This window comes from Sphingobacterium sp. 1.A.5, assembly GCF_002734235.1.
Taxonomy (GTDB): Bacteria; Bacteroidota; Bacteroidia; order Sphingobacteriales; family Sphingobacteriaceae; genus Sphingobacterium; species Sphingobacterium daejeonense.
This window is the reverse complement of record NZ_PEBA01000005.1, coordinates 113,415-138,949: the sequence shown is the minus strand read 5'-3', so window position 1 is coordinate 138,949 and position 25,535 is coordinate 113,415. Positions and strand designations below refer to the sequence as shown.

At 36.6% G+C, this 25,535-nt stretch carries 19 protein-coding genes and 1 tRNA gene; 9 read left to right on the top strand and 11 right to left on the bottom strand.

The features are described from left to right. Window positions 1–84: 84 nt before the first annotated feature. The 5 genes from CRT24_RS04555 (at window position 85) to CRT24_RS04535 (ending at window position 6,807) form a co-directional block, all read left to right on the top strand. Window positions 85–2,736 carry a PQQ-binding-like beta-propeller repeat protein gene (locus CRT24_RS04555; protein ID WP_099370066.1) on the top strand — a complete coding sequence of 884 codons (2,652 nt, stop codon included), beginning with the start codon at window positions 85–87 and terminating at the stop codon, window positions 2,734–2,736. Window positions 2,737–2,852: 116 nt separating this feature from the next. Next, complete coding sequence (locus CRT24_RS04550; protein WP_099370065.1) at window positions 2,853–3,860, top strand: bifunctional oligoribonuclease/PAP phosphatase NrnA; 1,008 nt, start codon at window positions 2,853–2,855, stop codon at window positions 3,858–3,860. Between the two features lie 27 nt (window positions 3,861–3,887). Further along, window positions 3,888–4,877: an FKBP-type peptidyl-prolyl cis-trans isomerase gene (locus CRT24_RS04545; RefSeq protein WP_099370064.1), complete on the top strand. Its 990-nt coding sequence runs from the start codon at window positions 3,888–3,890 to the stop codon at window positions 4,875–4,877. A 109-nt stretch (window positions 4,878–4,986) separates the two neighbouring features. Beyond that, on the top strand, window positions 4,987–5,781 hold the full coding sequence (locus CRT24_RS04540) for a TatD family hydrolase (RefSeq protein WP_099370063.1): 795 nt from the start codon (window positions 4,987–4,989) through the stop codon (window positions 5,779–5,781). Window positions 5,782–5,784: 3 nt separating this feature from the next. Then, complete coding sequence (locus CRT24_RS04535) at window positions 5,785–6,807, top strand: asparaginase (protein WP_099370062.1); 1,023 nt, start codon at window positions 5,785–5,787, stop codon at window positions 6,805–6,807. Here the strand turns inward: CRT24_RS04535 and CRT24_RS04530 are convergent. The 11 genes from CRT24_RS04530 to CRT24_RS04480 form a co-directional block, all read right to left on the bottom strand. Further along, window positions 6,794–8,095: a folylpolyglutamate synthase/dihydrofolate synthase family protein gene (locus tag CRT24_RS04530; RefSeq protein ID WP_099370061.1), complete on the bottom strand. Its 1,302-nt coding sequence runs from the start codon at window positions 8,093–8,095 to the stop codon at window positions 6,794–6,796. The genes CRT24_RS04535 and CRT24_RS04530 overlap by 14 nt on opposite strands. 10 nt (window positions 8,096–8,105) lie before the next feature. Next, complete coding sequence (locus CRT24_RS04525; protein ID WP_099370060.1) at window positions 8,106–8,927, bottom strand: energy transducer TonB; 822 nt, start codon at window positions 8,925–8,927, stop codon at window positions 8,106–8,108. A gap of 58 nt (window positions 8,928–8,985) precedes the next feature. Further along, a complete protein-coding gene (locus tag CRT24_RS04520) occupies window positions 8,986–9,393 on the bottom strand; it encodes a biopolymer transporter ExbD (RefSeq protein ID WP_099370059.1) in 408 nt (135 codons plus the stop codon). A 32-nt stretch (window positions 9,394–9,425) separates the two neighbouring features. Further along, a complete protein-coding gene (locus tag CRT24_RS04515) occupies window positions 9,426–10,127 on the bottom strand; it encodes a MotA/TolQ/ExbB proton channel family protein (RefSeq protein WP_099370058.1) in 702 nt (233 codons plus the stop codon). A 38-nt stretch (window positions 10,128–10,165) separates the two neighbouring features. Further along, window positions 10,166–11,212, bottom strand: a complete 1,047-nt coding sequence (locus CRT24_RS04510; protein WP_099370057.1) for a hypothetical protein — start codon at window positions 11,210–11,212, stop codon at window positions 10,166–10,168. 37 nt (window positions 11,213–11,249) lie between these two features. Then, the gene (locus tag CRT24_RS04505) at window positions 11,250–12,971 is read right to left on the bottom strand and encodes a TonB-dependent receptor (protein ID WP_099370056.1); all 1,722 of its coding nucleotides are present in this window, start codon (window positions 12,969–12,971) and stop codon (window positions 11,250–11,252) included. A 12-nt stretch (window positions 12,972–12,983) separates the two neighbouring features. Beyond that, complete coding sequence (locus CRT24_RS04500; RefSeq protein ID WP_099370055.1) at window positions 12,984–16,013, bottom strand: tetratricopeptide repeat protein; 3,030 nt, start codon at window positions 16,011–16,013, stop codon at window positions 12,984–12,986. 405 nt (window positions 16,014–16,418) lie between these two features. Beyond that, window positions 16,419–17,354 carry an aspartate carbamoyltransferase catalytic subunit gene (locus CRT24_RS04495; protein WP_099370054.1) on the bottom strand — a complete coding sequence of 312 codons (936 nt, stop codon included), beginning with the start codon at window positions 17,352–17,354 and terminating at the stop codon, window positions 16,419–16,421. Between the two features lie 21 nt (window positions 17,355–17,375). Then, complete coding sequence (pyrR, locus tag CRT24_RS04490) at window positions 17,376–17,921, bottom strand: bifunctional pyr operon transcriptional regulator/uracil phosphoribosyltransferase PyrR (RefSeq protein ID WP_099370053.1); 546 nt, start codon at window positions 17,919–17,921, stop codon at window positions 17,376–17,378. A gap of 118 nt (window positions 17,922–18,039) precedes the next feature. Next, entirely contained in the window at window positions 18,040–19,080 is a 1,041-nt protein-coding gene (locus CRT24_RS04485) for a hypothetical protein (RefSeq protein ID WP_099370052.1), read from the bottom strand. 161 nt (window positions 19,081–19,241) lie between these two features. Then, complete coding sequence (locus CRT24_RS04480; RefSeq protein WP_099370051.1) at window positions 19,242–22,265, bottom strand: protein O-mannosyl-transferase family; 3,024 nt, start codon at window positions 22,263–22,265, stop codon at window positions 19,242–19,244. Window positions 22,266–22,530: 265 nt separating this feature from the next. Here CRT24_RS04480 and CRT24_RS04475 point away from each other — a divergent pair. The 4 genes from CRT24_RS04475 (at window position 22,531) to CRT24_RS04460 (ending at window position 25,482) form a co-directional block, all read left to right on the top strand. Continuing rightward, a tRNA-Gln gene (locus CRT24_RS04475) sits at window positions 22,531–22,601 on the top strand. Between the two features lie 312 nt (window positions 22,602–22,913). Beyond that, window positions 22,914–23,546, top strand: coding sequence for a response regulator transcription factor (locus tag CRT24_RS04470; protein ID WP_099370050.1), 633 nt, complete (start codon window positions 22,914–22,916; stop codon window positions 23,544–23,546). Window positions 23,547–23,759: 213 nt separating this feature from the next. Beyond that, the gene (locus CRT24_RS04465) at window positions 23,760–24,716 is read left to right on the top strand and encodes a ribose-phosphate pyrophosphokinase (protein ID WP_099370049.1); all 957 of its coding nucleotides are present in this window, start codon (window positions 23,760–23,762) and stop codon (window positions 24,714–24,716) included. Between the two features lie 169 nt (window positions 24,717–24,885). Further along, window positions 24,886–25,482, top strand: a complete 597-nt coding sequence (locus CRT24_RS04460; protein ID WP_099370048.1) for a 50S ribosomal protein L25/general stress protein Ctc — start codon at window positions 24,886–24,888, stop codon at window positions 25,480–25,482. Window positions 25,483–25,535 lie beyond the last annotated feature (53 nt).

The window sequence follows — 25,535 nt, the reverse complement described above, 5'->3', positions numbered from 1 at the left end:
AAATAACTTCTTAAAAAGCACTCCTATTTTTGCAAATTTGTCTATATTCAACATTAAAACAAACAAAAGGAATACTTTTCGTTCATGAGAAATACAATAATTGTTTCAGTCCTTCTATTTATTGCGGTGGTTGTAGCGTCGGTGCTTTACTTTGGGGATTTAAACAAGGAACAAAAGGAATATGTAGGTCCAGTACAGCATTTACCTGAGGATACCTATTTAGTTGCATCGTTTTTGAATGACGCAACGACCGACAATATCTTTAAAGATTTTGAAATTTTTGAAGCGATGCTTGGCAAACATGCTATGCATCAATTAAAGCAACTCAAACAAAACTTACTTCGTAACAAAGCATTATCCCCTTTGGTTGGTGGTGCAGAAATATTGATGTCATTTCATCCTGAAAAAGATGGGATAAGTACATTATTCAGTATCCATAGTTCAGAAAAGGTAGATCAAGCGGTTTTAGATCAAACCTTCCTGACCTTGAGTAAGAAGTATAAAGTCAGTACGCAGGATACTGCAGGAATTAGAATTTATCAATTTGCGAATCTTGAAAGGGATACTACTTTTAAAGATGACAAACCATTGGACTCCTTGTTTTATGTCACCTATCAGGACAATATTTTCTTTTCTAGTTTAAACAAAGGGTTATTGGTAAAGGTTACTGATAAAAAGATTGAAAAGTTAAAAGAAAATCAGGTTACTTTCTTTAACGAACATAACAACAGAAATGCTCCTTTCACCGTATATATCCCTCAACAGAATATCCCTGCATTTATTTCAGTATTTAAACAGAATAAACCTGGAGATTTTTTACGACAATTTGTAAACTTAAAGGGAGAGACAGTTTGGAACATCAATTTTAAACAAGATGCATTGATGTTAACTGGGGAAAGCCATTTAGCGGAAGGTAAAGACAAGGAATATATAGCACTATTTGCCAATCAGAGCAAAACCACACAAAAGCTATACAATTACTTTCCTTCAACGACCATGATGTATGTGGAATATTCCTTTAGTGATTCTAAATCATGGTTCGAGGATTTAACATTATGGCAATCTAAACAAGATAATTATAAACAGCTACAAGGACAGTCTCAAGAAATCAACAAAAGCAAGGAAGGTTTATTAAGTGACTTCCAATCCGTTCTAGCTGGAGATTTCGCGGTTGCAGAACAAAGCAACTCCGATTATATAGGTTTTATTACCATACAGGACAGCAGTAGGCTTGACTCAATTATTGATGATATTGCCGAAAACTTAAGTGACAGTACTTATCGTTTCCGATACGCTAATATTCCATATCGATTCTTTGGCGAAGGCTTAAAAGCTTTTTCAAGGCCATATTTTGTTAAAATCAATGATATGTTAGTCATGGCTAATCAATTGTCAACCATTCAAGAATACAAGAGAAAATGGAGGAACAAAGATTTCTTGATAGCAAGCTTAGGTTTTAAAAACTATGAGCAAATCCAAGGCAATGAGGCTAATGTCACTTTCTTTATCAACACTAAGAATGCAAACAATTTTATAAACAATACATTAAATTCTGATTATCGTAAGAAGTTCAGAGAAGATGAGGAATATGGATATCAGGATTTTTATTCGTGGTCTTTACAGCTTTCAGGCAATGCTGGAAACTTTTTGAGTAGGTTCTATGGTATTTACAAAAGCAAGAACAGACTTGGGGTTACCCCTTCATGGACCTATAGTATGGGAAGTCGACTGATCAAAGGTCCTTATGTATTTGAACAATCTGACACTTCTCAGTTTATTCTTGTTCAGGAACAAGATCATACTGTGCATGCCATCCATCCTTCAGGAACTAAGTTGTGGTCTACCTTGTTTGCAGGGCGAATAGTTGGTGATGTAAAGCAATTGCCGGATCGTAGTCTATTACTGGTAACGGACCGCCGCAGGCTTTATCGTTTTGACAGCAGTGGCAAAACATTGCAAGGATTTTCGACCAGTGTTTCAGCAGAACCTACATCAAATCCTGAAGTTGTAGACTGGAATGGTCAACAGGTGATATTGATTCCTTCCAAGAACCGTATTATGGCTTATGATATGGAAGGTGGACCTATGAGTGGTTGGGATAATTCAACAGTAGAAGGGGATATTTTAGGTAACATCGTGTTTGTTGACCATCAAGCTGTAGTCGCTACGAGTTATGGAAGGGTTTATTTCTTTGACCAACAAGGGAACAAGACTAAAGAAATAGACATTGAAGGAGATGTAAGTTTTGTTAGTCCATTAGCTGTTACTAGTAAAGACAATGAATACATTTTTTATTGCACAGATAGTGATGGTAAAGTACATCAGATAAAATCTGATGGTTCCAATAAGGTTGTTATGGAAAATCAATGGAAAAAAGGTTATTCTGTTTATTTCAAAAACATAAATGGCACTACTTCTCCTGAAATGATAATCATTGACGGCTCTTACCTTCAAGTTTTCGAATTAGGAGATAGTCCTAGGCAGATATTTGATTATACTTTCACCAAAGAAATAGATGCAGAGCCTTTATTCTTCCCTATTTCCAGCAGCATGTTCCAATTAGGTATTGCTGATGAGGAGAACCTTGTTTATCTATTTGCAGAGAATGGTAGCTTAGCGGATGGATTTCCTGTGGAGGGTTTACCATTGTTTTATTATGGCAAAATCAACTATAACTCAGGGAATTATTTGTTGACAACAAAAAGAGATTTCAAAATCTATGCTTTTCCTCATTAACAGTTTAATATTCAATCGATTCACACATTAAAAAAATTTATAAAAGATTTACTTAAAGACTTAAATTTTTTTATTTGCAGACTTTTTTTCATTAGGTTTGCATTCACAAAATAAGTATGTTACAAGGAGAAGAATATTTAGAAGCACTTTCCAGACCTAAAAAGATTATCATCACTACTCATCATAAACCTGATGGCGATGCATTAGGTTCATCATTAGGACTTTACCATTGGCTAAAAGGTAAGGGTCATGATGTTCATGTGGTATTATCTTCTGATTTTCCTACCTTTTTAGATTGGATGCCGGGATTTGATGACTTAATATACTATCCTACTCAGACAGAATTATCAAATAATTTATTTGCAGAGGCAGACATTATCTTTTGTTTGGATTACAGTGCTCTTTCACGAACCAATATACTAGAACCCGTCATTCGTGAGGCAAAAGCACAAAAATGGATGATAGATCATCATTTGGATCCTGAGGATTTTGCTGCGGTTGAATATTGGGATTCTAGTGCTGCTGCAACAGCACAATTGGTTTATACCTTTATAGCCGATGTTTATCAAGATAAAGATTCGATAACTCCAGAAATTGCTTCCTGTTTATATGCCGGGATCATGACTGATACAGGATCATTTAGATTTCGTTCGACTACTTCTGCCGTTCACCACATCATCGCAAACCTGATTGATGCTGGAGCCCGTAATTGGGAAATCCACGAAAATATATACAATAGTGCTACAGAAAACCGTTTAAAGTTCTTAGGCTATTGTTTATTAAATTGTTTAGAGGTTATTCCGGAATACAATACTGCTTTATTTTCCTTGACAAAGGAAGACTTGGCAAAGTTCAATGTTACAACTGGAGATACCGAAGGATTAGTAAATTATGCACTATCCATAAAAGGTATCCGACTAGCGGGACTATTTGTTGATAGAACTGAATTAATTAAATTATCTTTGCGGTCGATTGGAGAAATTCCTTGCAACGAGATCTGCAGGAAATATTTCAATGGAGGAGGGCATTTAAATGCTGCTGGTGGTAATTCCACTGAGGATTTAGACACCGTAGTTTCGAGGTTTAAATCTATTCTTCCTGAGTACAAGAATTATTTAACATAGAATATAATAAGCGTTATAAATAAAAAAATGAAAAAATCAATTTTAGTATTAACAGCATTAGCGGGCCTTATGCTTGCATCATGCCAAAGTTTCAAAAAAGGTGAAGGTGGCCTAGAATATAAATTCTTCGAAGATAAAGGCGGCGAAAAAGCTGTTGGAGGAGATGTTCTAGCTATGGATATTGTTGTTAAAACAGACCGCGACTCTTTATTAGCAAGTACATATGACCTTGGATTACCTCAAATTGCTCCTGTGATTCCAGATTCATTGGTTCAAGGTGGTTACCCAGGTGACAACAACACCATCTTGAAAATGTTAGGTGAAGGAGATAGCGCAACTTTCAAATTGAATTTGGATACTATGGCAGCTAGAACTGGTCAACCTAAGCCAGATTTTGCTGATAAATACATTCAGTTTACTATTAAGGTTAAGAAACTTTTCAAAAAAGGTAGCTTAACAGATTCAGCATTGTTTGAACAAGTTAATCAATATTACCTAGCTCAAATGGAAGGTTTGAAAAAAGCTGAAGAAGGTAAGATTGCTAAATTTGTGGAGTCAAACAAACTACAACCTAAGAAAACTGCTACTGGATTACAATACGTAATCAAAGAAGAAGGTTCAGGTGCTAATCCAGTTGTTGGAGATACAGTAGTATTGAACTATACTGGTAAATTAACAAACGAAAAGTTATTTGACACGAACGATCCGGAATTAGCTAAGAAAGAAGGCAAATTCAATCCTATGAGACCTTATGAGCCATTGCGTGTTCGTATTGGTCACACTCCAGTAATTCCAGGATGGACTGAAGGACTTCAATTATTGAAAAAAGGTGGAAAAGCTACTTTGATTATTCCTTCATCATTAGGTTATGGTGAACGTCAGCAAAGTAATGAAATTCCTCCATATGCTCCGTTGGTTTTTGACGTTGAAGTATTGGATATTATCGCTGGTCCTAAAGGTGATACACCACAGGTAGTAGCTCCAACAGGAACTCCAGTAACTCCTCCTGCTAACTAATCAGGATTTATATTACAAAATTTATAAAAAAACGCAGTTTTCATTATGAGAACTGCGTTTTTTCATTCCATAGAAACATATTATCTGACAATATGTTAACTTTGGCTCCATGACAGAGCAAATTGATTTAAAAAATCAGACTTTAACCGACACTCATACGCATATATACTACCAAGCGGGCACCCCTGTTCTGAAGGAACAGATGGAGCGTTGTTTCCAAAATGGAATTACACGATTATTCTTGCCAAATGTAGATGTAGACTCTATTGAGAAGGTTTTTGAAACTGTCCAATCCTATCCTAATCATTGTTTCCCGATGTTAGGACTTCATCCTTGCGATGTCAAAGAAAATTATCAGGATCAATTGGATCAAATCTATAGCAAGATTCAACAATCCACAATCTACGCTATTGGAGAAATTGGAATTGACCTTTACTGGGACAAAAGCACATTAGCTATTCAGCAGGATGCTTTTGCACAACAGATCAACTGGGCAAAGGATCTAGGGTTACCGATTTCCATTCATTGTAGAGAAGCTTTTGATGAGGTTTTTGAGGTGTTGGATGCCCATGCTGATGAGCGCCTATTTGGTATCTTCCACTGTTTCACGGGTACGTTGGAACAAGCCCAGAGAGCTATTAAACTGGGATTTAAATTAGGCATTGGGGGTGTATTGACGTATAAAAAGTCTGGCCTTGATGCTGTTGTAAAAGAAATCGACCTTGAACATATTGTTCTTGAAACGGATGCCCCCTACTTGGCTCCCGTTCCATTCAGAGGAAAAGAAAATGAAAGCAGCTACCTCATTCATATTGCGCAAAAACTTGCCGATATCCATGAAACAGGAATAGATAAAGTAGCAGAAATAACAACTAATAATTCTAAAAACGTATTTAAAATCTAATAGATGCACAATATTTTTATTATTTATACTGGCGGTACCATTGGTATGGTTCAAGATTCAGAAACCGGAACCTTTATTCCTTTTGATTTCGAATTGATTGAAAAGAACCTACCTGATTTAAGTCGTTTAAACTATAAACTTACTGTACATTCATTTGACCCCATTATTGATTCATCTAATATGCGTCCCAGCATTTGGTTGGAAATGGCTAAAATAATTAGAGACAACTACGAATTATATGATGGTTTTGTAATTCTTCATGGGTCAGACACCATGGCTTTTTCTGCTTCTATGTTGAGTTTCTTGTTAGAGGGATTGCAAAAACCGATAATCTTCTCTGGATCGCAATTACCAATAGGAGAAATTAGAACAGATGCTAGAGAGAACCTGATGACTGCACTTGAGATTGCTTCTGCCAAAAGAGATGGAATCTCTATCATACAGGAGGTTTGTATCTTGTTTGACAATAAGTTATTTCGCGGTAACAGATCTTTTAAATATAACTCAGACAAATTTGAGGCATTCCGTTCTCCAAACTTCCCTGTATTGGCGGAGGCTGGAATTCATATCCGATACAATGATGAGGTATTGGTAAATAATGCTGGTCAAGAATTTATATGTCATTATCATATTGATAACCGAGTAGGTGTGTTAAAACTCTTCCCGGGTATAAGCAAGGATACCATTGAAGCCGTTCTCAATTCAAACGTTAGAAGTATTGTTATGGAAACTTTCGGAAGTGGTAATACAATGACTGACTCTTGGTTTTTAGAATTATTGGAGAATGCGATTAAATCTGGCAAGAATATCCTTGATATTTCTCAATGTAAGGTGGGCTCTGTAGAATTGGGTCGTTATGAGACCTCACAGGGGCTTAAATCTATCGGAGTGCTGAATGGCTATGACATGACATTCGAAACCGCTGTAACCAAGCTTATGTACCTTCAAGGCGAATTAGAAAGCCAAGAAGATGTTGCGCATTGGGTACAGCAGAGTTTAAGAGGAGAGCTAACTAAAAATGATTAGTTAATATTTCAGCTACCACAAAGGTACTGCCTCCAATAAATATCAGATCATTTTCTTTATAAGCTTTATTAGCTGCTTTAAAAGCTTCTTCGATAGTTGGGTAAGCATTGCCCTTCAATTCAAAAGAATGGGCCATGTCAGCTAATTCTTCAGCTTTCATAGCACGAGGCATTGCGGGTGCCGAGAAATAATAGGTTGCTTGTTTTGGCAATAATGGCAAGATATGACTCAAGTCTTTATCTTTCATTGCTCCAATAATAAAATGCAGACTATTAAAATTCAAAGTAGTCAAGTTTTGAATGACGGCCTTTATTCCATCTTCATTATGACCTGTATCGCAGATAATCCATGGATCGGTTGATAATGTTTGCCATCTTCCTCTAAGTCCAGTTGATTCTTGGACGTCAGCTAAGCCAGATTTTACAGATTCATTTGCAATGTTAAATCCTAAATCTCTCAATTGATCGATTGCTGTTAATACACCCAAAATGTTCTTCTTCTGATAGGATCCATTTAGGTCTAGATGCCAGGTTTGATTTTGGTTTAATTTTTTTGATTCAACTGTTATTTCTATCCCTTGTTGTTTTTTCTCGGCCTGCTTAACTTCGTAATAATCGTCGGCAAAAAACAATGGGCTATTTCCTTCTTTAGCTTTTTTGATAAAGACCTGTTGAATTTCATTTTGTCGTTCTGAAATTACAACTGGAGTATTGGGTTTTATAATCCCGGCCTTCTCTCCTGCAATTTGTTCAAGGGTATCTCCCAATATATTCATATGGTCCATTCCAATATTTGTAATGACGCATAATTCAGGGGAAATAATATTTGTGCTGTCTAATCTTCCACCCAATCCAACTTCAATAACAGCTATATCAACGTTTACTTTCGCAAAGTAATCAAAGGCCATAGCCACGGTTACCTCGAAGAAGGAAGGCTGAATTTCTTCAATTAATTTCCTATGATTATTGACGAAATCAACTACGGTTTGTTGTTCAATCATTTCACCGTCTACACGAATTCTTTCTCTAAAATCTACGAGATGCGGTGATGTGTATAGACCTGTTTTGTATCCAGCTTTAGCCAGGACAGAGGCTAGCATATGTGAAGTTGATCCTTTGCCATTGGTTCCGGCAATATGGATTGATTTGAATTTATCTTGAGGGTTGCCAAGAGCTTGGCATAATAGAAGAGTTTTATCTACATCGGGATTGATTGCAGAGGCACCATCACGCGTAAACATAGGTAATCGAGCAAATAAATACTCGATTACCTCTGTAAATGTTTTCATATAATTAGAATTATCTTACTCTAAATCTGAAAGTAATAAGACCGGTTTGGGTCTGAGGGGCATTTGGCAATTCGTTCAAACGAGCTTGTTGTACAGCGCGGATACATTTTTCGATCAATCTGTAGTCAGCAATTGTGGTTCCTTTTGCTTGTCTTGCTCTAGTAATATTACCACTTTTATCCACTGTAAACTCGATCTTCACGATACCGGTTTGTTGTCCGTTATCATCGATTTTAGGGGGCACTGTGAATCTTCTGTTTTCCAGGGACAACATAGCGTTCCCGAAACCAGATCCACCATCACCATAGTTACTTGCCAACGGATCCCCTAACTTAGAACCTTGATTTCCAGGAGTTGATCCTGTACCATCACCAGTTCCTTGTGCATTATTCTTTTTGCCTTTATACAAAGCATTTGGGTTCACTGCTGGGGTTGCATCTTTTTTCTCTGCTGTAGACTGTTCAGCATTTGCTTTAACAGGTTTTTCAGTTTTTGCAACAACAGGAGCTTCTTCCACATCTTGGGTAGCTACAGCTTTATCAGCAACTTGCTGTGAAGGTGTAGGAATAGGTGTAGAATTCGGATCAATTTTATCGGGTCTTACATTGTTGGCATTTTCGTCCATGGACGGTTCATCCACACTCATGTAATCTTCGCCCATACCTTCAGGTGATGTACCGTAATTCACGATGATACCACCCATACCATATTCTGGAAGATTTTGACCAAATACAATAAAGAAGCCAATGACTCCTAACGCAGCCATTACCAATGTTGAAATCCCTAATGCCTTAGGTAAATTATTTTCTTCTTGAAATTGATTGTAGTACATTTTTCCTTATCTCTTCTATTTCGACCTACGAAAGCCTAAAACGTTTAATATTAATTTATTAATCCTTTTTAGGTTCTGTTGCCAACACCATTTTCACCTTCAATTTGTTTGCGATGTCCATAACGGAAATCACATTTTGGATAGGCACAGTACTGTCAGCATAAAGCATAACCGTTAGTTCTTCCCCAGTCGCCATATTCGATTGAATATAAGATTCCAGGTTTTCTAGTGGCATTGCTTGTTTATCCACATGATATACTAAATCGCTATTAATAGAGATTGTCATTGTCTTTTTAGCCACTGACTGTTCTCCAGCACTTGATTTAGGTAAAAGTAATTTTACCACTTGTGGATTTGATACTGCGGAAGCCAACAGGAAGAACAACATCAAGAAAAACATGATATCATTCAAGGCAGCTGTATGTACTTCTGCAGCGGGTTTATTTCTTCTATTACGTAAATTCATGTTAAGTTATTTTAAAGATTAGGATGCTTAGCTTACATGCTAGGCTCATCCAATAAATCGATAAATTCGATTGCGTCTGTTTCGATGCGCAAAATCAAGCGCTCAACCATCATGTTCAAAATATGGTATCCAATATATGCTAAGATACCAATTGTAAGACCAGATGCAGAAGCAATCATCTTAACGTAAAGACCACCAGATACGGAACCGATATCGATACCGCCAGCCATCTCTACATCACGGAAAATCTGGATTACCCCGAAGATTGTACCAACGAAACCAAGCATTGGAGCAATACCTGCGATAATACCTAAGATATTGATGTTTTTCTCAAGTCTAGAAACCTCTAGTTTACCTTGATTTTCAATAGCACCTTCAATATCTTTAATTGGGCGACCAACACGTGTCAACCCTTTTTGTAACATTCTTGACAATGCTGAATTGTTGGAACGACATGCAGCCATTGCTGCATCAATTTTTCCAGACAAAACGTTACTTTTCACCTGTGCCAATAATCCACCTTCGGATCTACTTGCCTTACGAATAGTAATATAACGTTCGAAAAAGATAACCAATCCTAGGAAGAATAATAATAGGATCGGAATCATAATCCATCCACCCTTCATTAGGAGTTCTAAAAGATTAAGATCATCTGTAGGAGTAGCTAATGCTACTGGTTGTTGTACCGCTTGATTCAATGTATCAACGATTCCAGGGTTTTGTACTAACGACATAGTTTAATAACGTATTTTTTGCTGTTTGATTGATTTACTTATTTAATTTTTTGACTCCATGCATCTGCGACATATTGTTTTCTTACAATTCTCAATGCTGAATCTGCTTGTTCTTTTGTTTCATAGGAATCCCAAATCACCTTCTTTTTGTTATGCGCCAAATTACTTGGAATCACTCTTACAGATTCGACACCTGCTTTATTGAAAGACTCTGCTTGTTCGTACGCTTGTGCCAAAGTGTTATGTGTACCTATCACTATCTGATAGGTATGATTTTCTGGTATTAAAGGATTATAGACCTTCTTGCCTGCAACTGTAGCAGCACTATCAGGAGCATTTGGATTCGTAGATAATGTAGAATCCTGTGGCGTTCCGATATTGGCTGTAGAATCTGTAGCAGGTTCTTCAATACCTGCATTCAATAGGCTATCAGATCTTAAGGCTGCTTCTTTGACTGAATTTGTATGATTCACATAGAGCAATCCAGCTATAATCAAAATTGCGAGGACTGCCGCCCAGATATACCATTTTGATTTATTTGGAGCTTGAGGTTCTTCATAATACTCTTCAGTAGCTACAGCTTCTGTCTCTTGCTCTAAATTCTCTGTGGTAACATCCACAGGCACTGTTTCTTCTACTGGTGTTTCCACAACCGGCACAATCTCTTCGATAGGTGGACCTTCCACCACTGGCAGAGCTGTACCTTCAATAGGTTGAAGCTGAAAACCGCTTAAGTCTTCTGCTTTAAATACTAAAGAAGAACCGTGCTTGATTAGCTGTCCGACATGGTTCAAGGTAACTGAACCATTTTCCTTGATAGTTTCCAGAAGATTAAAAACTGCTTCCTGAACTTCCGCCTCAGCGGCTTGTCTAGATGATTGAGTTGACTGCTGAATAAAGTCAATAAAATCAACGCCATCAGTAGACTTGCTATCAAATTCCAGATATTTTACAGGAGGTAAATACACTCCTCTGCGGTCATCATATACCGAAGGTGTATGAATGCGTTTGAAAACTCCCAAACCCTTCACATACACTTCGTTTCTATGCTTTAATACCTGATGAATGTATCTTCCTAAATCCATTTATTTGTTTGCTGATGCAAATTTAAAGTTTGTTAGATTAAAACGAAAAATTTAAACCACCTAAAATATTAAAACCTAATTTAGGATAGTATAAATAACGTTGGTATTCTGTGTTCAGCATGTTATTTGCTTTCACAAAAACACCTAAATATTTTGTTGCTTTATACTCAGCACCCGCGCTTAAATCAAAGAACGATGCAATAGTTTCTTTATTGAATGCATCTGCAATCAATACTCCATTTGAATCATAGCTATATTGAGGTGCAAATGCATTTCCATGGAACAATGCTTCAGCATCAATAAACAATTTCTCAGAAATATTGAATCTAGCATTCGCTGCTAAGCGCATTTTTGGAAGGTGCCAAGCCTCTTCTTGGTTCACCATGGTATACTGATCGATGTTTAAGCGACCTCCAAGATTCACCAATTGTGATAATCTTACATTAATTTCACCTTCGATACCGACATGTTTTACGGCTTCATCTCCGTTACCATCATATACTAAATCAAATCTGAAAGGTGTTTCCATATTGTTTACAAACATTGCCATGTTTTCAACTTTTCTGTAGAAACCTTTCACCTTGTAACCGAATGTTGCACCTGCATTTCCTTTAATACCACCATAGATATTCATACGGTCGATTGTGTTTTGGATATTAAAGTTTGGACCTAGGTAAGGATTCAGTCTAGTAAAATCACGGAATGATCCTTTTTCAACTCCTCCGGTCACACCACCAAAGATGTAAAAATACTCAGGAGCCAAGGCGAAATCGATTTCTGCTTCAGGGAATACATTAAATCTAGAGTTGTCTCCAAATTCTGAAACGATGTTTGCACCTAAAGTGATATTATAGTTATCCCCTTTGAAACGGATATAAGGATTAATACTTGCAATTGAGTTGTTCAATTTACCATTATCGGTATTATTTACACCGGTAATACCATTGTAATCCAATGCAAGATTTGCCCCAGCATTGAATGCACGGTATCTTTTATTTAAATATCCTGATAGGGCGATTGAGTTTTCCTTAGCACTAAATTTATCGCTGTATGCGTAAGCATCTGCTTTTACAGAGTAGCTCAATGCATCTTCGTTTTCAGGGTCATAGTTGCTAGTCAACTCACCTGTGAAATAAATATCATTGAATCGTTGTGCTTCGCGAGTAGGATTAATGCTATTTCCATCAATATTTTCAGGAATACCATAAAAACGTGTTCCAAACCCATTATATCCAATCACTCCATCTAGTGTAAATAAAGGGAAAATACGGCGTCCAAAAACTCCGACTTCTTGTTTTGAGAATTTTTGATCTTCTAAATTACCTTTTTGACTTAAATGTTTTGCGAATCCTCCGAATCTGATATCTTCATAATCTTCGACAGCAAAATAAGCTTCGCCTAAGATTGTGTTGAAGTTACCAGCTCCAAATTTGAAATAGTTACTTTTATGGTCCAATATTTTTGAGAATGGTGTTTCCATAATTCTCAATTCACTCAGACCTGTATTGATATCTAATTTTTTATCAGGAACACTACCATAGCTCAGCTTAGGCATGTATTCTCTTTTGTTAGTCATATCAGGACTACGACGGATTTTTACTGCGTCAGCAAGAATAGGTCTATAATCACGAACGATATCAAATGAATCCAAAGTTACAGGGCGGTCGGTAGTGTCTCTTCTTTGAGCTTGTGCTCCTATCCCCATCCCCAACAACAAGGTTAATATTGCAGATTGTTTAAAAACAGTGTTCAACTTCATCTTTTCCTATTCTTATTTAATATTTTCCAATAATTTTTTCGCTTCATCCAAAATACCATCTTCAGTATTTTCATAATTGTCGATGACACTTTCTAATGTTGATTTTGCTTGGAATTTATCACCTTTAGCGTCGTATGCTTGAGCCATTATGATAAACCCTTTTGCTACCCAATAATCGTATGAAGAGAAGGAATCAGATATGTCAAGTGCAGATTTGATTGCACCATCGTAATTTTTATTTTTCAATTGTTGTTCCGCTACCAAGAATCTTGCTTCTGCTCCTGTCTCAGTTTTAGACTTCAATGCAGCTAAGTTTAATTCTTTCATACCTTCACCACCTTTAGAAGTTGACAAGTAAGCTTTCGCAGCATATAGGTGTGCTCTAGCAATTTCTTCTTCCGAAGACTTTTCATACTTCTTGATAATATTAGCATAGTTCAATGTCTCAGCGTAATCACCCATATTGAAGTAACTAATCAATAGGTTATTTACTGCCCAACCATAATTCTCTTTGTATTCAGAAGTTAACTCTAACTTCTTCAATACCTGAACTGCCTCATTATATGCTTTATTTCTGATATGTAATTTAGATACAGAAATCAATGTACGCTCTGTATATGCAGATGTCCAATCATTCATAATGATATTGAAATCATGCATTGCTTCTGTATCATTGCCTAAATTCGCATTACTTTCAGCACGGATAAAACGAGCATGTTTCTCTTGAATTGGTTTAGGGAATTTATCAAAGTATGCATTGACAGCTTCAATGGATGCCTGCCAGTTTCCGCGGTCAAATAATGTACGTGCGATTGAGAACGTATGAGCATCCTGTTCAGCTGTACTTAAGTCACCGATGTTCGTACTTGTAGCATAGCGGATATATCCCGAAGCATCACCTTTATCTAAATAGATGTTCTCAATAGATGCCAATGCTTGTTTAGCTTCATCTGTAGTAGGATATTGGTTAACTACTCTTTGGAATGTTGCCAATGCAGCATCGTTATCATCTTTGTTATATTGTACTAAACCAATTGTGGTAAGAGCTCTAGGTACATATGAACTTCTAGGGTATTGTTCAACCATTTTTTGCAGGCCATCAATAGCACGGTCGTGATCACCCATTAAGAAATAAGTGTATGGAACTTCAAACGCAACATCATCTGCATAGTTTGATTTCGGATATTTCGACATCACTGAATTCAATGTCGAAATCTTTCCATTATTATCACCTTGTAATCCTAATAAAATACCTTTTTGGAACAAAGCATAATCTTGACTTTGTGCACCAGAAGAGATCAATCTATCGTAGTAGTTAGCTGCTTTGCTATAGTTCTTGATTGCTAGATACGAGTCAGCGGCACGGGCCATGGCATCATTTCTAGTATTCAGGTCAATACCGTCTTTACCACCACCAGCTAAGAAACGTTCAAAGTAATTAGCCGCAGTACTGTAGTTGTCTGCTCTGAATGCTGCATATGCCAAAGCATAGTTAGCATAGTTATAAACATCAGTTTTTCTTGCTGCTGGTAATTGCAAGAATTTGTTGAATGCAGCAACTGCTTCTTTGTATTTGCGAACTTCGTACATTGCTTCAGCTTTCCAATAGGTTGCTAAAGCAAATATTTCCTCATCGTAACGGTTTGCTTCAGAACGCATAAACATGGAAATAGCATTTTCAAATGCACGTTCATTGTAGTATTCAAGACCACGATAATAAGTTACTTTTTGGTATGCTGCATTAGCGTCCCTGCCTCTAGTTGGCAAGTCTTCCAATACATCCACCGCAGCACGGTAATTTTTGGTACTCAATAAAACTTCTGCCAATAATGTCTTAGCTTCTTCCTGGCGCTTTGACCTTGGATAAGTCTGCATATACTCGTTTACAGCATCCAAAGCTACTTGGTGGAATTCTAAGTCATACGACAATTTCGCATAATTGAATAAACCTTCTTCTTTTAATTGCGGATCAAAATCCAATTTCGATGCTCTGAAGAAAGCATTTCTAGCGCTTTGTTTATTGCCAGTCTTTAAAAATGCATCTCCTAAAGTAATCATGGCACTTTGGAAATAAGCATCAGGTTCTTCTAATTTTTCTAATTCAGAAATCGCTTTTTCGTACTCACCTAATTTGTAATTGATATAACCAATTTGGTAGCTATCTTGGTTGTTCTGAGTTTTGCCTTGATCCTGAGCTTGGAACCTATCGTAGAATTCTTTTGATTTTTCTAAATCTCCCTTAATGAAATAAGTTGCAGCTACTATGCGCAACATTTCAGTTTCGCTTTCCTGTTTAGTTGTTTCTAACTTAGGGAGAGCGTAAGCCAATACTTCATCATAACGCTTATCTAAGAAGTATAAAGCTGTGATATAATATGGATAACTGTTTTCATAAGTTTTTGAACCTTCAAGACGTTCAAATTCATTTAAAGCAGTTTTATATTCTTGATTTAAATAGCTTAGGTATGCTGAATAATAGATTGATGCTTCCTGATATTGGCCGCTTTGGTCTTTCAATTCATTGAATACAGGTCTTGCAGCTTCATAATCACCAGTCATGAATTTTGAATAAGCAAGTTTGAAACGATATTCTGTATTCTCTGCACCTGCCAAATTCTTGCTATCAATTTTTTCAAACCACTCAATTGCTTTTGGATAATCTTTTTGAGCATAATAAGACTTACCGATTTGAAAATAAGCGGCTTTTGAGTTAGCACTTGCCGGGTAGTCTTTAATATATTTTAAGAAACGATTTTCAGCATCTGTTTCACCCAGTTCAAGTGCGCACACTGCTTGGTAGTATCTTACATTTTCTTTTAATAAACTTAGTTCCTTGGTTTCATCTAATTGGAGAGAAGATTTAGTTCTGATTTCTTCAAATTTATCGAACTGTTTTGCCGCCGAACTGAACTTCCCTCTTTCATACAGCTCTAGACCATCCTTATAGGCTTTATTTACCTCTTGCCAAGCAGAATGTTGCGCCAATACTGGTGTACTCAATAAGCTCATCGCCACACCTAACTGGTAAATTTTTTTATACATATGATTGAATACTCCTTAAAATGAATGCATTTTGTTTATCGATTTTGTTGTATTAATGTGATAACATGATACAACTCCTTCAACCTACGAAATTAATGTATAACTTGTATGTTTTCCTCAAAAGTTGTTAACAACTGTGGATAACCTAGGGGTTTTAACGATATTTAACATTAGCAAGGTTGAGGTTAATTTTAGTCGGTAGAAACTCAAGGATATTTCGAGGACGAGCGAAAAGTTTTTGGATGGGATTATAGCTCCAAAAACCTAATATTTGACAATTAAAATAAAGGATAAAAAAAGCGTAAGAATACTGACTACAGCAATCTTACGCTTTTGTAAAAATATTAAGACGTTATCTCTCTGTTAAGATCGACAGCTCTCTATTGTCTTATTTCGATTGTCTAATTATCCTCTCTTTCCTGCCAATAGATATAGAACAGCCATACGAACGGCTACTCCGTTTTCAACCTGGTCAAGGATAATTGAATGGCTACTATCAGCAACGTCTGATGTTATTTCGACGCCTCTGTTGATAGGTCCTGGATGCATGATAACGATTTCTTTATCTAGTGAATCCAATATTTGTTTGTTTAGCCCGTAAAGCATTGAATATTCTCTCAATGAAGGGAAGTATGCAATATCCTGACGTTCTAATTGTATTCTCAGCATGTTTGCGACATCACACCAGTTCAAAGCTTTCATTAGGTCATGTTCGACTTTTACCCCTAAAGAAGTGATGTATTTAGGAATAAGGGTTGTTGGTCCGCAGACCATAACTTCGGCACCTTGTTTTTGTAGACAAAGAATATTTGACAGAGCTACTCTAGAATGTAGAATATCTCCTATGATTGCAATTTTTTTACCGGCTACTTCACCAAGTCTTTCGCGTATTGAAAATGAATCCAATAGTGCTTGAGTAGGATGTTCATGAGCACCGTCTCCAGCATTTACAATTTGCGCATTCACATGTTTGCTCAAGAATACGCCTGCACCAGCATAAGGATGTCTCATCACGATCATGTCGACTTTCATCGCCAAGATGTTGTTTACTGTGTCTATTAGGGTTTCACCCTTGCTCACAGAAGATGATGATGCAGCGAAATTCACGATATCTGCTGACAATCTCTTTTCAGCCAGTTCAAAAGAAAGTCGAGTTCGGGTTGAATTTTCAAAGAAAACGTTGGCAATGGTAATATCTCTCAATGAAGGCACCTTCTTGATAGGACGGTTCAGCACTTCTTTGAAGTTTTGTGCGGTGTCCAGGATCAATTGGATATCATTGCTATTTAGATCTTTGATACCTAATAAATGGCGTGTACTAAGTTGTTCAGAGTTTGACATTTGTAAACAATAAAATCTTTTCTATTTCTTCTCGGTGATCAACACAATACTATCGTTATCATCGACTTCTTTCCAGCTCACGATTACTTTTTGGGAATCTATTGAATCTACTTGGATTCCAATATAGTCAGGTTGTATTGGGATCTGTCTTGAAAAGCGGCGATCTACCAATATCATCAATTCTATTCTGTTGGCACGTCCGAAAGCTTGGATGGCATCCATTGCCGAACGAATTGTTCTTCCAGTCCACAGTACATCATCCACGAGGATAACGTCCTTACCTTCTATAATAAAATCTATGACCGTACTATTGGCAGCAAGAGGACTTGCTCCCTTCATTCTGAAATCATCTCTATAAAAAGTGATGTCCAAAATACCCAAAGGCACTTCAACACCTGTCATTTCTTTGATTTCCTGTACTAATCTTTTTGCTAAATAGGTTCCTCGGGGTTGAATTCCAATGATTACAGCGTTGGAGAAATCTCCGTGATTTTCAATTAATTGTTGAGACAATCGCTTGAGCGTAATCTGAAACTTCGGTCCATCTAATAATATCGATTGTTTCATCTATGGATTTATTTAGGCAAAAATAAGGCATTTTTTCCAAAAATCGTAATCTAAGCCAAATAGGATCGGAAAATAAAAAAAGCAGCTTTATAGTAAGCTGCTTTTTTTCAAAAGGTTATTAATTGTTTATTTTTAAATATTTTGATACAAAGAAATTATCGACTTTTTGGTTTGGATAGTTCCTTGATAAATATTCAACTGATTCTCTTGGGAGTAAGGTTATTCTAATATCAACTTTTAATTCGGAATCAAGTATAGACATTAGATGACTTTTTGAGTACACTCCTGGGATCGAAATATCCCTTACAGAACCAATAAATAGCTTACCAGAATTCTGATAATACGTAATCATTGATGGAGTAAACATCATCATATATTCTCGATCGCTTACTTGAAACTGCTTAACAATTTCTTTTTTATAAGAAGGATCTAACACGAACCATTCTCCCTTGTTAATACGTGCTTCATATGTCACAATACCATTGTTATAATATTCCTTTATATCACCAACATTAATAAACACATCAGCAGATGTAGCAGAAAAATTTGAATATCCTTGACGCCAGGTTGTCGAGTATGAAGTACATGCATCACAATATCTGGAATAATCAAAATTCTCTTTAATTAGTATTCTTTTTTGTAGTGAAGATTGTCCTTTCAGTGAAATTGGAGTGCCCCATCCAGAACTAGATTTTGGACCATAAAAATCCATTTTTAAAAGGTCAATATAGAAGTCTCCTATTCTTCCAAGATTAGAACTAGGAACAGTATATCCGCTTAAAATGGTGTTACCATTTATTCCATTTGCTCCATTAGTTCCATTTGTGCCATTAATGCCATTTAAACCATTAGTTCCATTTACACCATCTTTACCGTTTAATTCTATTCCTGCTCCCCAGTTTCCCGCTTTTTTGGGCCCAAATAGTATTTTAGTATTGATGTTTATGTAAAAATCCCCATCTTTTCCTAAAGAATTTGACGGATCTGTAGTTCCATTCAAAATTGTATTTCCATTTTCTCCTTTTATTCCCTGTTGACCTTGAGCACCTTGTTGACCTTGCTCTCCTTGAATTCCTTGTGGTCCTTGTGCCCCTTCTTTTTCACAAGAGTTTAGGAATAAAAGTCCTGATAAAACTAGTGCATTGAAAATTTTCTTCATTTTAATTATAATAAGTTTGATTTTGCGCAAAGCTATCCAAGAAGAATATCACATCCCTACGGTTTACCGTAATTCAATAAATTATTAATTTATAAGGAAGCGAATAAATAAAAAAAAGCCCATGCATAATCTGCATGGGCTTTCCATATTATTTTCTATTTCTAATTATTCGCTGCTTCGAATAAAGGTCTATATGTTTCAAAGATTTGATTGACTTCTTTCAACAGGTCTTGTTGTTTAGCATCCGTCAAAACTCTTTGATAGTTTTGGATTGCTGCCAATCCGAAACGCATATTTCTGAATTCCAAGTTTGGTTTTGTTTCAGCAATATTCATATAGTAAGCCATATTCTCACGTAAGAACTTAAGATTTCTCTTTACGATTTCATTCGCCTTTTCTGCTTCTCCAGTTTTGTACATGGCGTCTACCAAACTACTGTACGAGAACACTTCAGACATCAAGTAAGGACGTTTAGGCATATTTTCATAAGCATTTACAACTAGCTTTTTCGCTTCGTTGTTCTTACCCATTGCCAATAAGTTCTGAGCTGTTTCACCGAAGATAGTTCCAGCATACATACTGATATAACGGTATGAATCAGGATCTAAATATTTAGAATTAGCGATATTACCCCAAGTGAATTTATTGATAATATTATTATAGGTTCCTTCAACATCAGAAATTGGTCCTGAAACATCTCCTTCAGATGCTATAGCAACTGGCATCAAACGCATTGCAAAACCTTCAGATACTAAGTATTTATCCAATCCAATAAAGTTTTCTTCAGGTGTTGTTGTAGTAAAATAAACTGGGCGTTTCCAATTATTATTCGCCAATATCGCCAGTATTGATAGATCAGCTCTACTTACAATGCCACTGCTATAGTTCCATTGCATTGTATCGACGATTGCGTCTTCCCATTCTTTAGGCACAACTTTATTTGCAACGACAGCTTGTTTATCAACTTTTAACTGCATATTCTTGGTAGGCAGAATGTTTGCCCAATCACCGCTTTGCAATTGCACTTTGTACTGTTGATCATCAGACAACATAATCTGCAATAGGTCTTCCACATCTACATATCCCGGGATATTCATATCACTGAAATATATAACATCACGAACTCCATCTTTGATTTTTTCAGGGTCAATATTTAATGGTAATGCATCAGCGTCATTAACCTTGTGCATCATCTGCTTCATATACCAATCTGCACTCAATAAACTAAGGTTGACTACACGCACGTCTGTTCTAAAACCTTCAACTTCTTGAACGTACCACAATGGATAAGTATCATTATCACCATAGCTAAATAGGATTGCATTAGGAGCACATGATTCCAGATAATTTTTAGCCATATCACGTGCCAGGAATTTTTCGGAACGATCGTGGTCATCCCAGTTCTGGCTTGCCAATAATACCGGTACACACAACATAGACACAGCTGTAGCGCCGATCGCAGCGTTTTTAGCATTTACCTTTTTACTTAATAGATCAGCAATCCAAATCACACCCATACCAACCCAAATACAGAAAGCATAGAAAGATCCGGCATAGGCATAATCTCGCTCACGCGGTTGTAATGGAGTTTGATTTAGATATAATACAATAGCAAGACCTGTAAAGAAAAACAGAAGGGCAACCACTGAGGCGTCTCGCTGTTGATTTTTAAACTGCCAAAGAGCTCCCAAAATCCCCAAGATTAATGGCAAGAAGAAATAGGTATTTCTTCCAGCGTTTTCTTTCTCTGAGGTTGGCAAAGCATATTGGCCTCCTAATCGGATATTATCGATTGGTTTAATTCCCGAAATCCAGTTTCCTTCAGTGAATGAACCCTGTCCTTGTTGGTCATTTTGTCGACCTACGAAATTCCACATAAAATATCGGCTGTACATCTGCCCTATTTGATATCCGAAGAAGAATTTCAGGTTATCAGCCATGGTCGGTTGTTCCTGCGGACCGAGATTTAAAAATTCCCTATAATATGATTCATGTTTATCGGAATATATACGCGGAAATAAGGTACTACGACTCCAGGTATAATCGAATTTTTTCTTAGCTACAACATATTTATTACCATCTTTACGATAGATATTTCCTGTTTCAAAGACATCTGTTGGTTTGGCATCAAAGTATCTTCCTTTCAACAATGGCTCATCACCATATTGTTCACGGTTTAAGTAACTTAAGAATGTAAATACGTTATCTGGGTCGGAGTTGTTTAAGGTAGGGTTTGCTTTAGCACGCACTAAAATCATAGTGAATGAACTATATCCAAAGATTACAAATGCTAAACTTAACAAAGCTATGTTTAGGATAGGTTTCACATTTTTCCATGAGTACCAGATTCCAAAAACAAGCAGTCCGGCTACCAATAAGGCGAAGAATGTTGCACCTGTTCCAAATCCCAATCCCAATGAATTCACAAAGAATAGGTCAGTGAATGCTGCAAACTTAATCAAGTACTGAATTACCCCCCAAAGTACGATTGCAAGAACCAGGATTCCAATCCCTAATGTTTTTGCTATCCCTGCTCCAGTGATTTTAGAAGACCTTCTGAAATATACAACTAAAGCAATTGCAGGAATCACCAATAAATTCAGCAAGTGAACTCCGATGGAAAGTCCCATGACATAAGCGATCAAAATCAACCATCTATCGCTTCCTGGCTCATCCGCATGCTCTTCCCATTTAAGAATAGCCCAGAATACGACGGCAGTACACAGGGAAGACATGGCATATACCTCAGATTCTACTGCTGAGAACCAAAATGTATCAGAGAATGTGTAAGCCAATGCGCCTACTACTCCTGCTCCCATAATCTTGATTAGATTACCTTCTGAAATAGCTTCAGTTTTTGAGAAGCTTACATATGCTTTTTTCGCAAGGGCTGTAATGGTCCAGAACAAGAAATTGATGGTTAGTCCGCTACATACTGCTGATCCTACGTTCATCCAATATGCAATACGGGTATTGTCTCCCATTGCGAGGTTTGAAAACAGATTTTGAATCATCAAAAACAAAGGAGCACCAGGCTGGTGTACAATCTGTAACTTATATGCTGAGGCAATAAATTCACCTGTATCCCACCAACTCGTTGTTTTTTCAAGCGTCAATATATAGGTCAAGGTGGCTATAATTCCCACTGCCCAACCTAACAGATTATTGATTTTTTTATAGTTCATACTAAAATATAGAAGGTTTTTCTAAAAAATTATGCTTCGAAAATAAGGATTCCAAATTATAATTAGACAAATAGTTTCTATTTATTAGCCATAAAAACTTTGAATCTCTTCATATGGCCCCCTAGATCGATAATACCTAAAAAAATATTGCTCTGAAAATCAGTATATTTAATAATTAACGCAATTTTTTATTTGCAGATTAGAAAAGTCGACGTATATTTGCATCGTCAAAAGGGGATAACCTGATGACAAAACCAAAAAGGATTGCCCAATAGTATAATGGTAGTACGACGGTTTTTGGTGCCGTTTGTCTTGGTTCGAATCCAGGTTGGGCAACATCAAAAAGGCTTGAAACAATGTTTCAAGCCTTTTTTCATTTATGCTCTTCAAATTACCGAACCCTCCTATAAATAGGTATTTTTTTTGGATTGTTAAATCAGCATATTTGGTCTATAACTATTAACATGAAAATACAATCTACCTAAGTGACTGTCATATTCTATACTGGATGGAAATTGGCAAAAGATTTGACTTAATGGAGAAAATTAAAAATTCACTTACAATAGAATTCTGATTGTGCTTTGTCTAGGATCATGGTGAAAATAGATTCTTAAAAACATAAGTCATAGGTTGTATAAATCGTAATATATGTCTGATCACAAGAAAAAACTGGCTTTAGTAGATGACCATCCTATCGTTATTGAAGGATTAAAATCAATTATTACGGCTTGGAACAACCAATATGACCTGACTTGTTTTGCAGACGGCAATTCGGTACTGTCTTTTATAAAGGAGAATTATGTGGATATCGTGCTGTTGGACATCTCTCTTCCTGACATCAACGGTTTGGACGTATGTAAGATCATCAAATCTGAGAACCCAAAGATAAAGGTTATAGGATTGAGCAATCGTGCAGAAATGAGTATTATTTCTGACATGATGGATAATGGTGCTTCTGGTTTTCTATTAAAGGAAATCCCTTCCTGTGAGATTTTGAAGAGCATTGAATTGGTTCTGAAGGGCGGCATAGCATTGAATGAAGGCATACAAAAGATATTAGCTGAGAAAACTGAAATAGCGTCAAAGCTACCTTCCTTGACAAAGCGTGAGAGCCAGCTTATCCAACTCATGGCCCAAGGAAAAACTACAACAACTATTGCTGAAGAATTATTCCTCAGCAAATTCACAGTTGACACTTACCGCAAGAATTTGTTACAGAAATTCAAGGTCAAAAACAGCAATGAGCTATTGGTATTACTCATTGAGAATAAAATGATTTGAACCTTCGACAATAAATTAAAATTATATAGTCCCAAAAAGTATGATTCTACCTATTTCTGGAACAATATACCTGAGGGTCTTTTAATCTAATTTTATATTCTAAAACATTTATCTAACTTTGCGGCTACATAAAGTTAACAAGCTTTTAAGTAGAATAACATTGGTGCAGAAAACGAAAATTCAATATAAAAAACCCCAATAAATCATTTCACCATGCCTTTGCAATTTAATACCGTAAAATTATTTGCTGGTTCAGGAACCTTAGAATTAGCAGACAAGATTTCAAAATCATACGGAAAACCCCTAGGAGACATGACTTTGTCGAAGTTTTCGGACGGCGAAATTCAACCATTCTACAACGAATCAGTACGTGGTAGTGATGTTTTCCTTATCCAATCTACCAATCAACCGACCGACAATCTTTTGGAATTGTTATTAATGATAGATGCTGCTAAGCGTGCTTCAGCTCACTACATTACTGTTGTTGTTCCCTATTTTGGGTATGCCCGTCAAGACCGTAAGGACAAACCACGTGTTGCGATCGGCGCAAAAATGATTGCTAATTTGATCATGGCTGCCGGAGCACACCGCATTATGACAATGGACTTACACGCTGCACAGATCCAAGGTTTCTTTGACATCCCTGTTGACCATTTGGACGGCGCTATCATTTTCGTTCCTTACATCAAATCATTGAATCTAGAGAACTTAATGATTGCATCTCCTGATATGGGTGGTTCTTACCGCGCTCGTACATTTGCAAAATTCTTCAATGCTGAGGTTGTTATTTGTGATAAACGCAGAAAACGTGCGAATGAGATTGAATCTATGTCTATTATTGGTGATGTAACAGGTCAGGATGTTGTATTGATCGATGACATCTGTGATACTGCAGGTACACTTTCTAAAGCTGCCGCATTGATCATGGAAAATGGTGCAAAATCGGTACGTGCCGTTTGTACTCACGCTGTATTATCAGGGAAGGCATACGAAACTATCGAAAACTCAGTGTTAAGTGAAATGATTGTTACTGACACGATTCAATTGAACCCTGAGAAAGCTGCACAGTGCACTAAGATCAAGGTTCTTTCTACTGCGAGTTTATTTGCAAACGCCATTAAGAATGTTAATGAACACGGTTCAATTTCTGATTTATTCGACGTTAAATAAATCGAAGAACCATCAAAATACAAGAGGATACCTTATAAGGGTATCCTTTTTTTATGCTTTTTATTATTTCAACTGACTATGAAGCATTTATTTTCCGTTAACGGTAAAATTTCCTTTTAACAATTCAAGTAATTGATTATCTTTGCACCTCAAATTTAATAACATTAATATGAAATCAATTGCTATTAGCGGTTCTCCAAGAGAGAACGTAGGGAAAAGAGATGCAAAGGAATTGCGTTACGAAGCTAAAGTACCAGCAGTTCTTTACGGTGGTAAAGAACAAACACATTTCTCTGTATCCGCAGCTGATTTGAAACCAGTTCTTTACACTCCAGAAGTAATCTTCGTAGAATTGGATATCGATGGCAAAAAATCTAAAGCTATCGTTCAAGAAGCTCAATTCCATCCATTAACTGACGAGGTTACTCACGTAGACTTCTTACAATTATTTGATGACAAGGAAGTTTCTGTAAACATTCCAATCAAATTAGTAGGTACTTCTCCAGGTGTTAAAATGGGGGGTAAATTAGTTCAAAAATTACGTAACCTTCGCGTTAAAGCACTTCCTAACAACTTACCTCAAGATATCGAGGTTCCTATGGAAGGCTTAGAAGTAGGTAAATCTTACCGTGTTGGCCAAGTAGAATTAAAAGATGCTAAAGTATTGAATAACTCAGACGATACAATCGTTTCAGTTACTATGTCACGTGCTCTTCGTCAAGCTGAGCAAGAAGCTGCTAAAGCTGCTAAAGGTGGTAAAAAATAAGTAATACTAACATCTAGTATAAAAACATTGAAGGCATCGAATAATCGATGCCT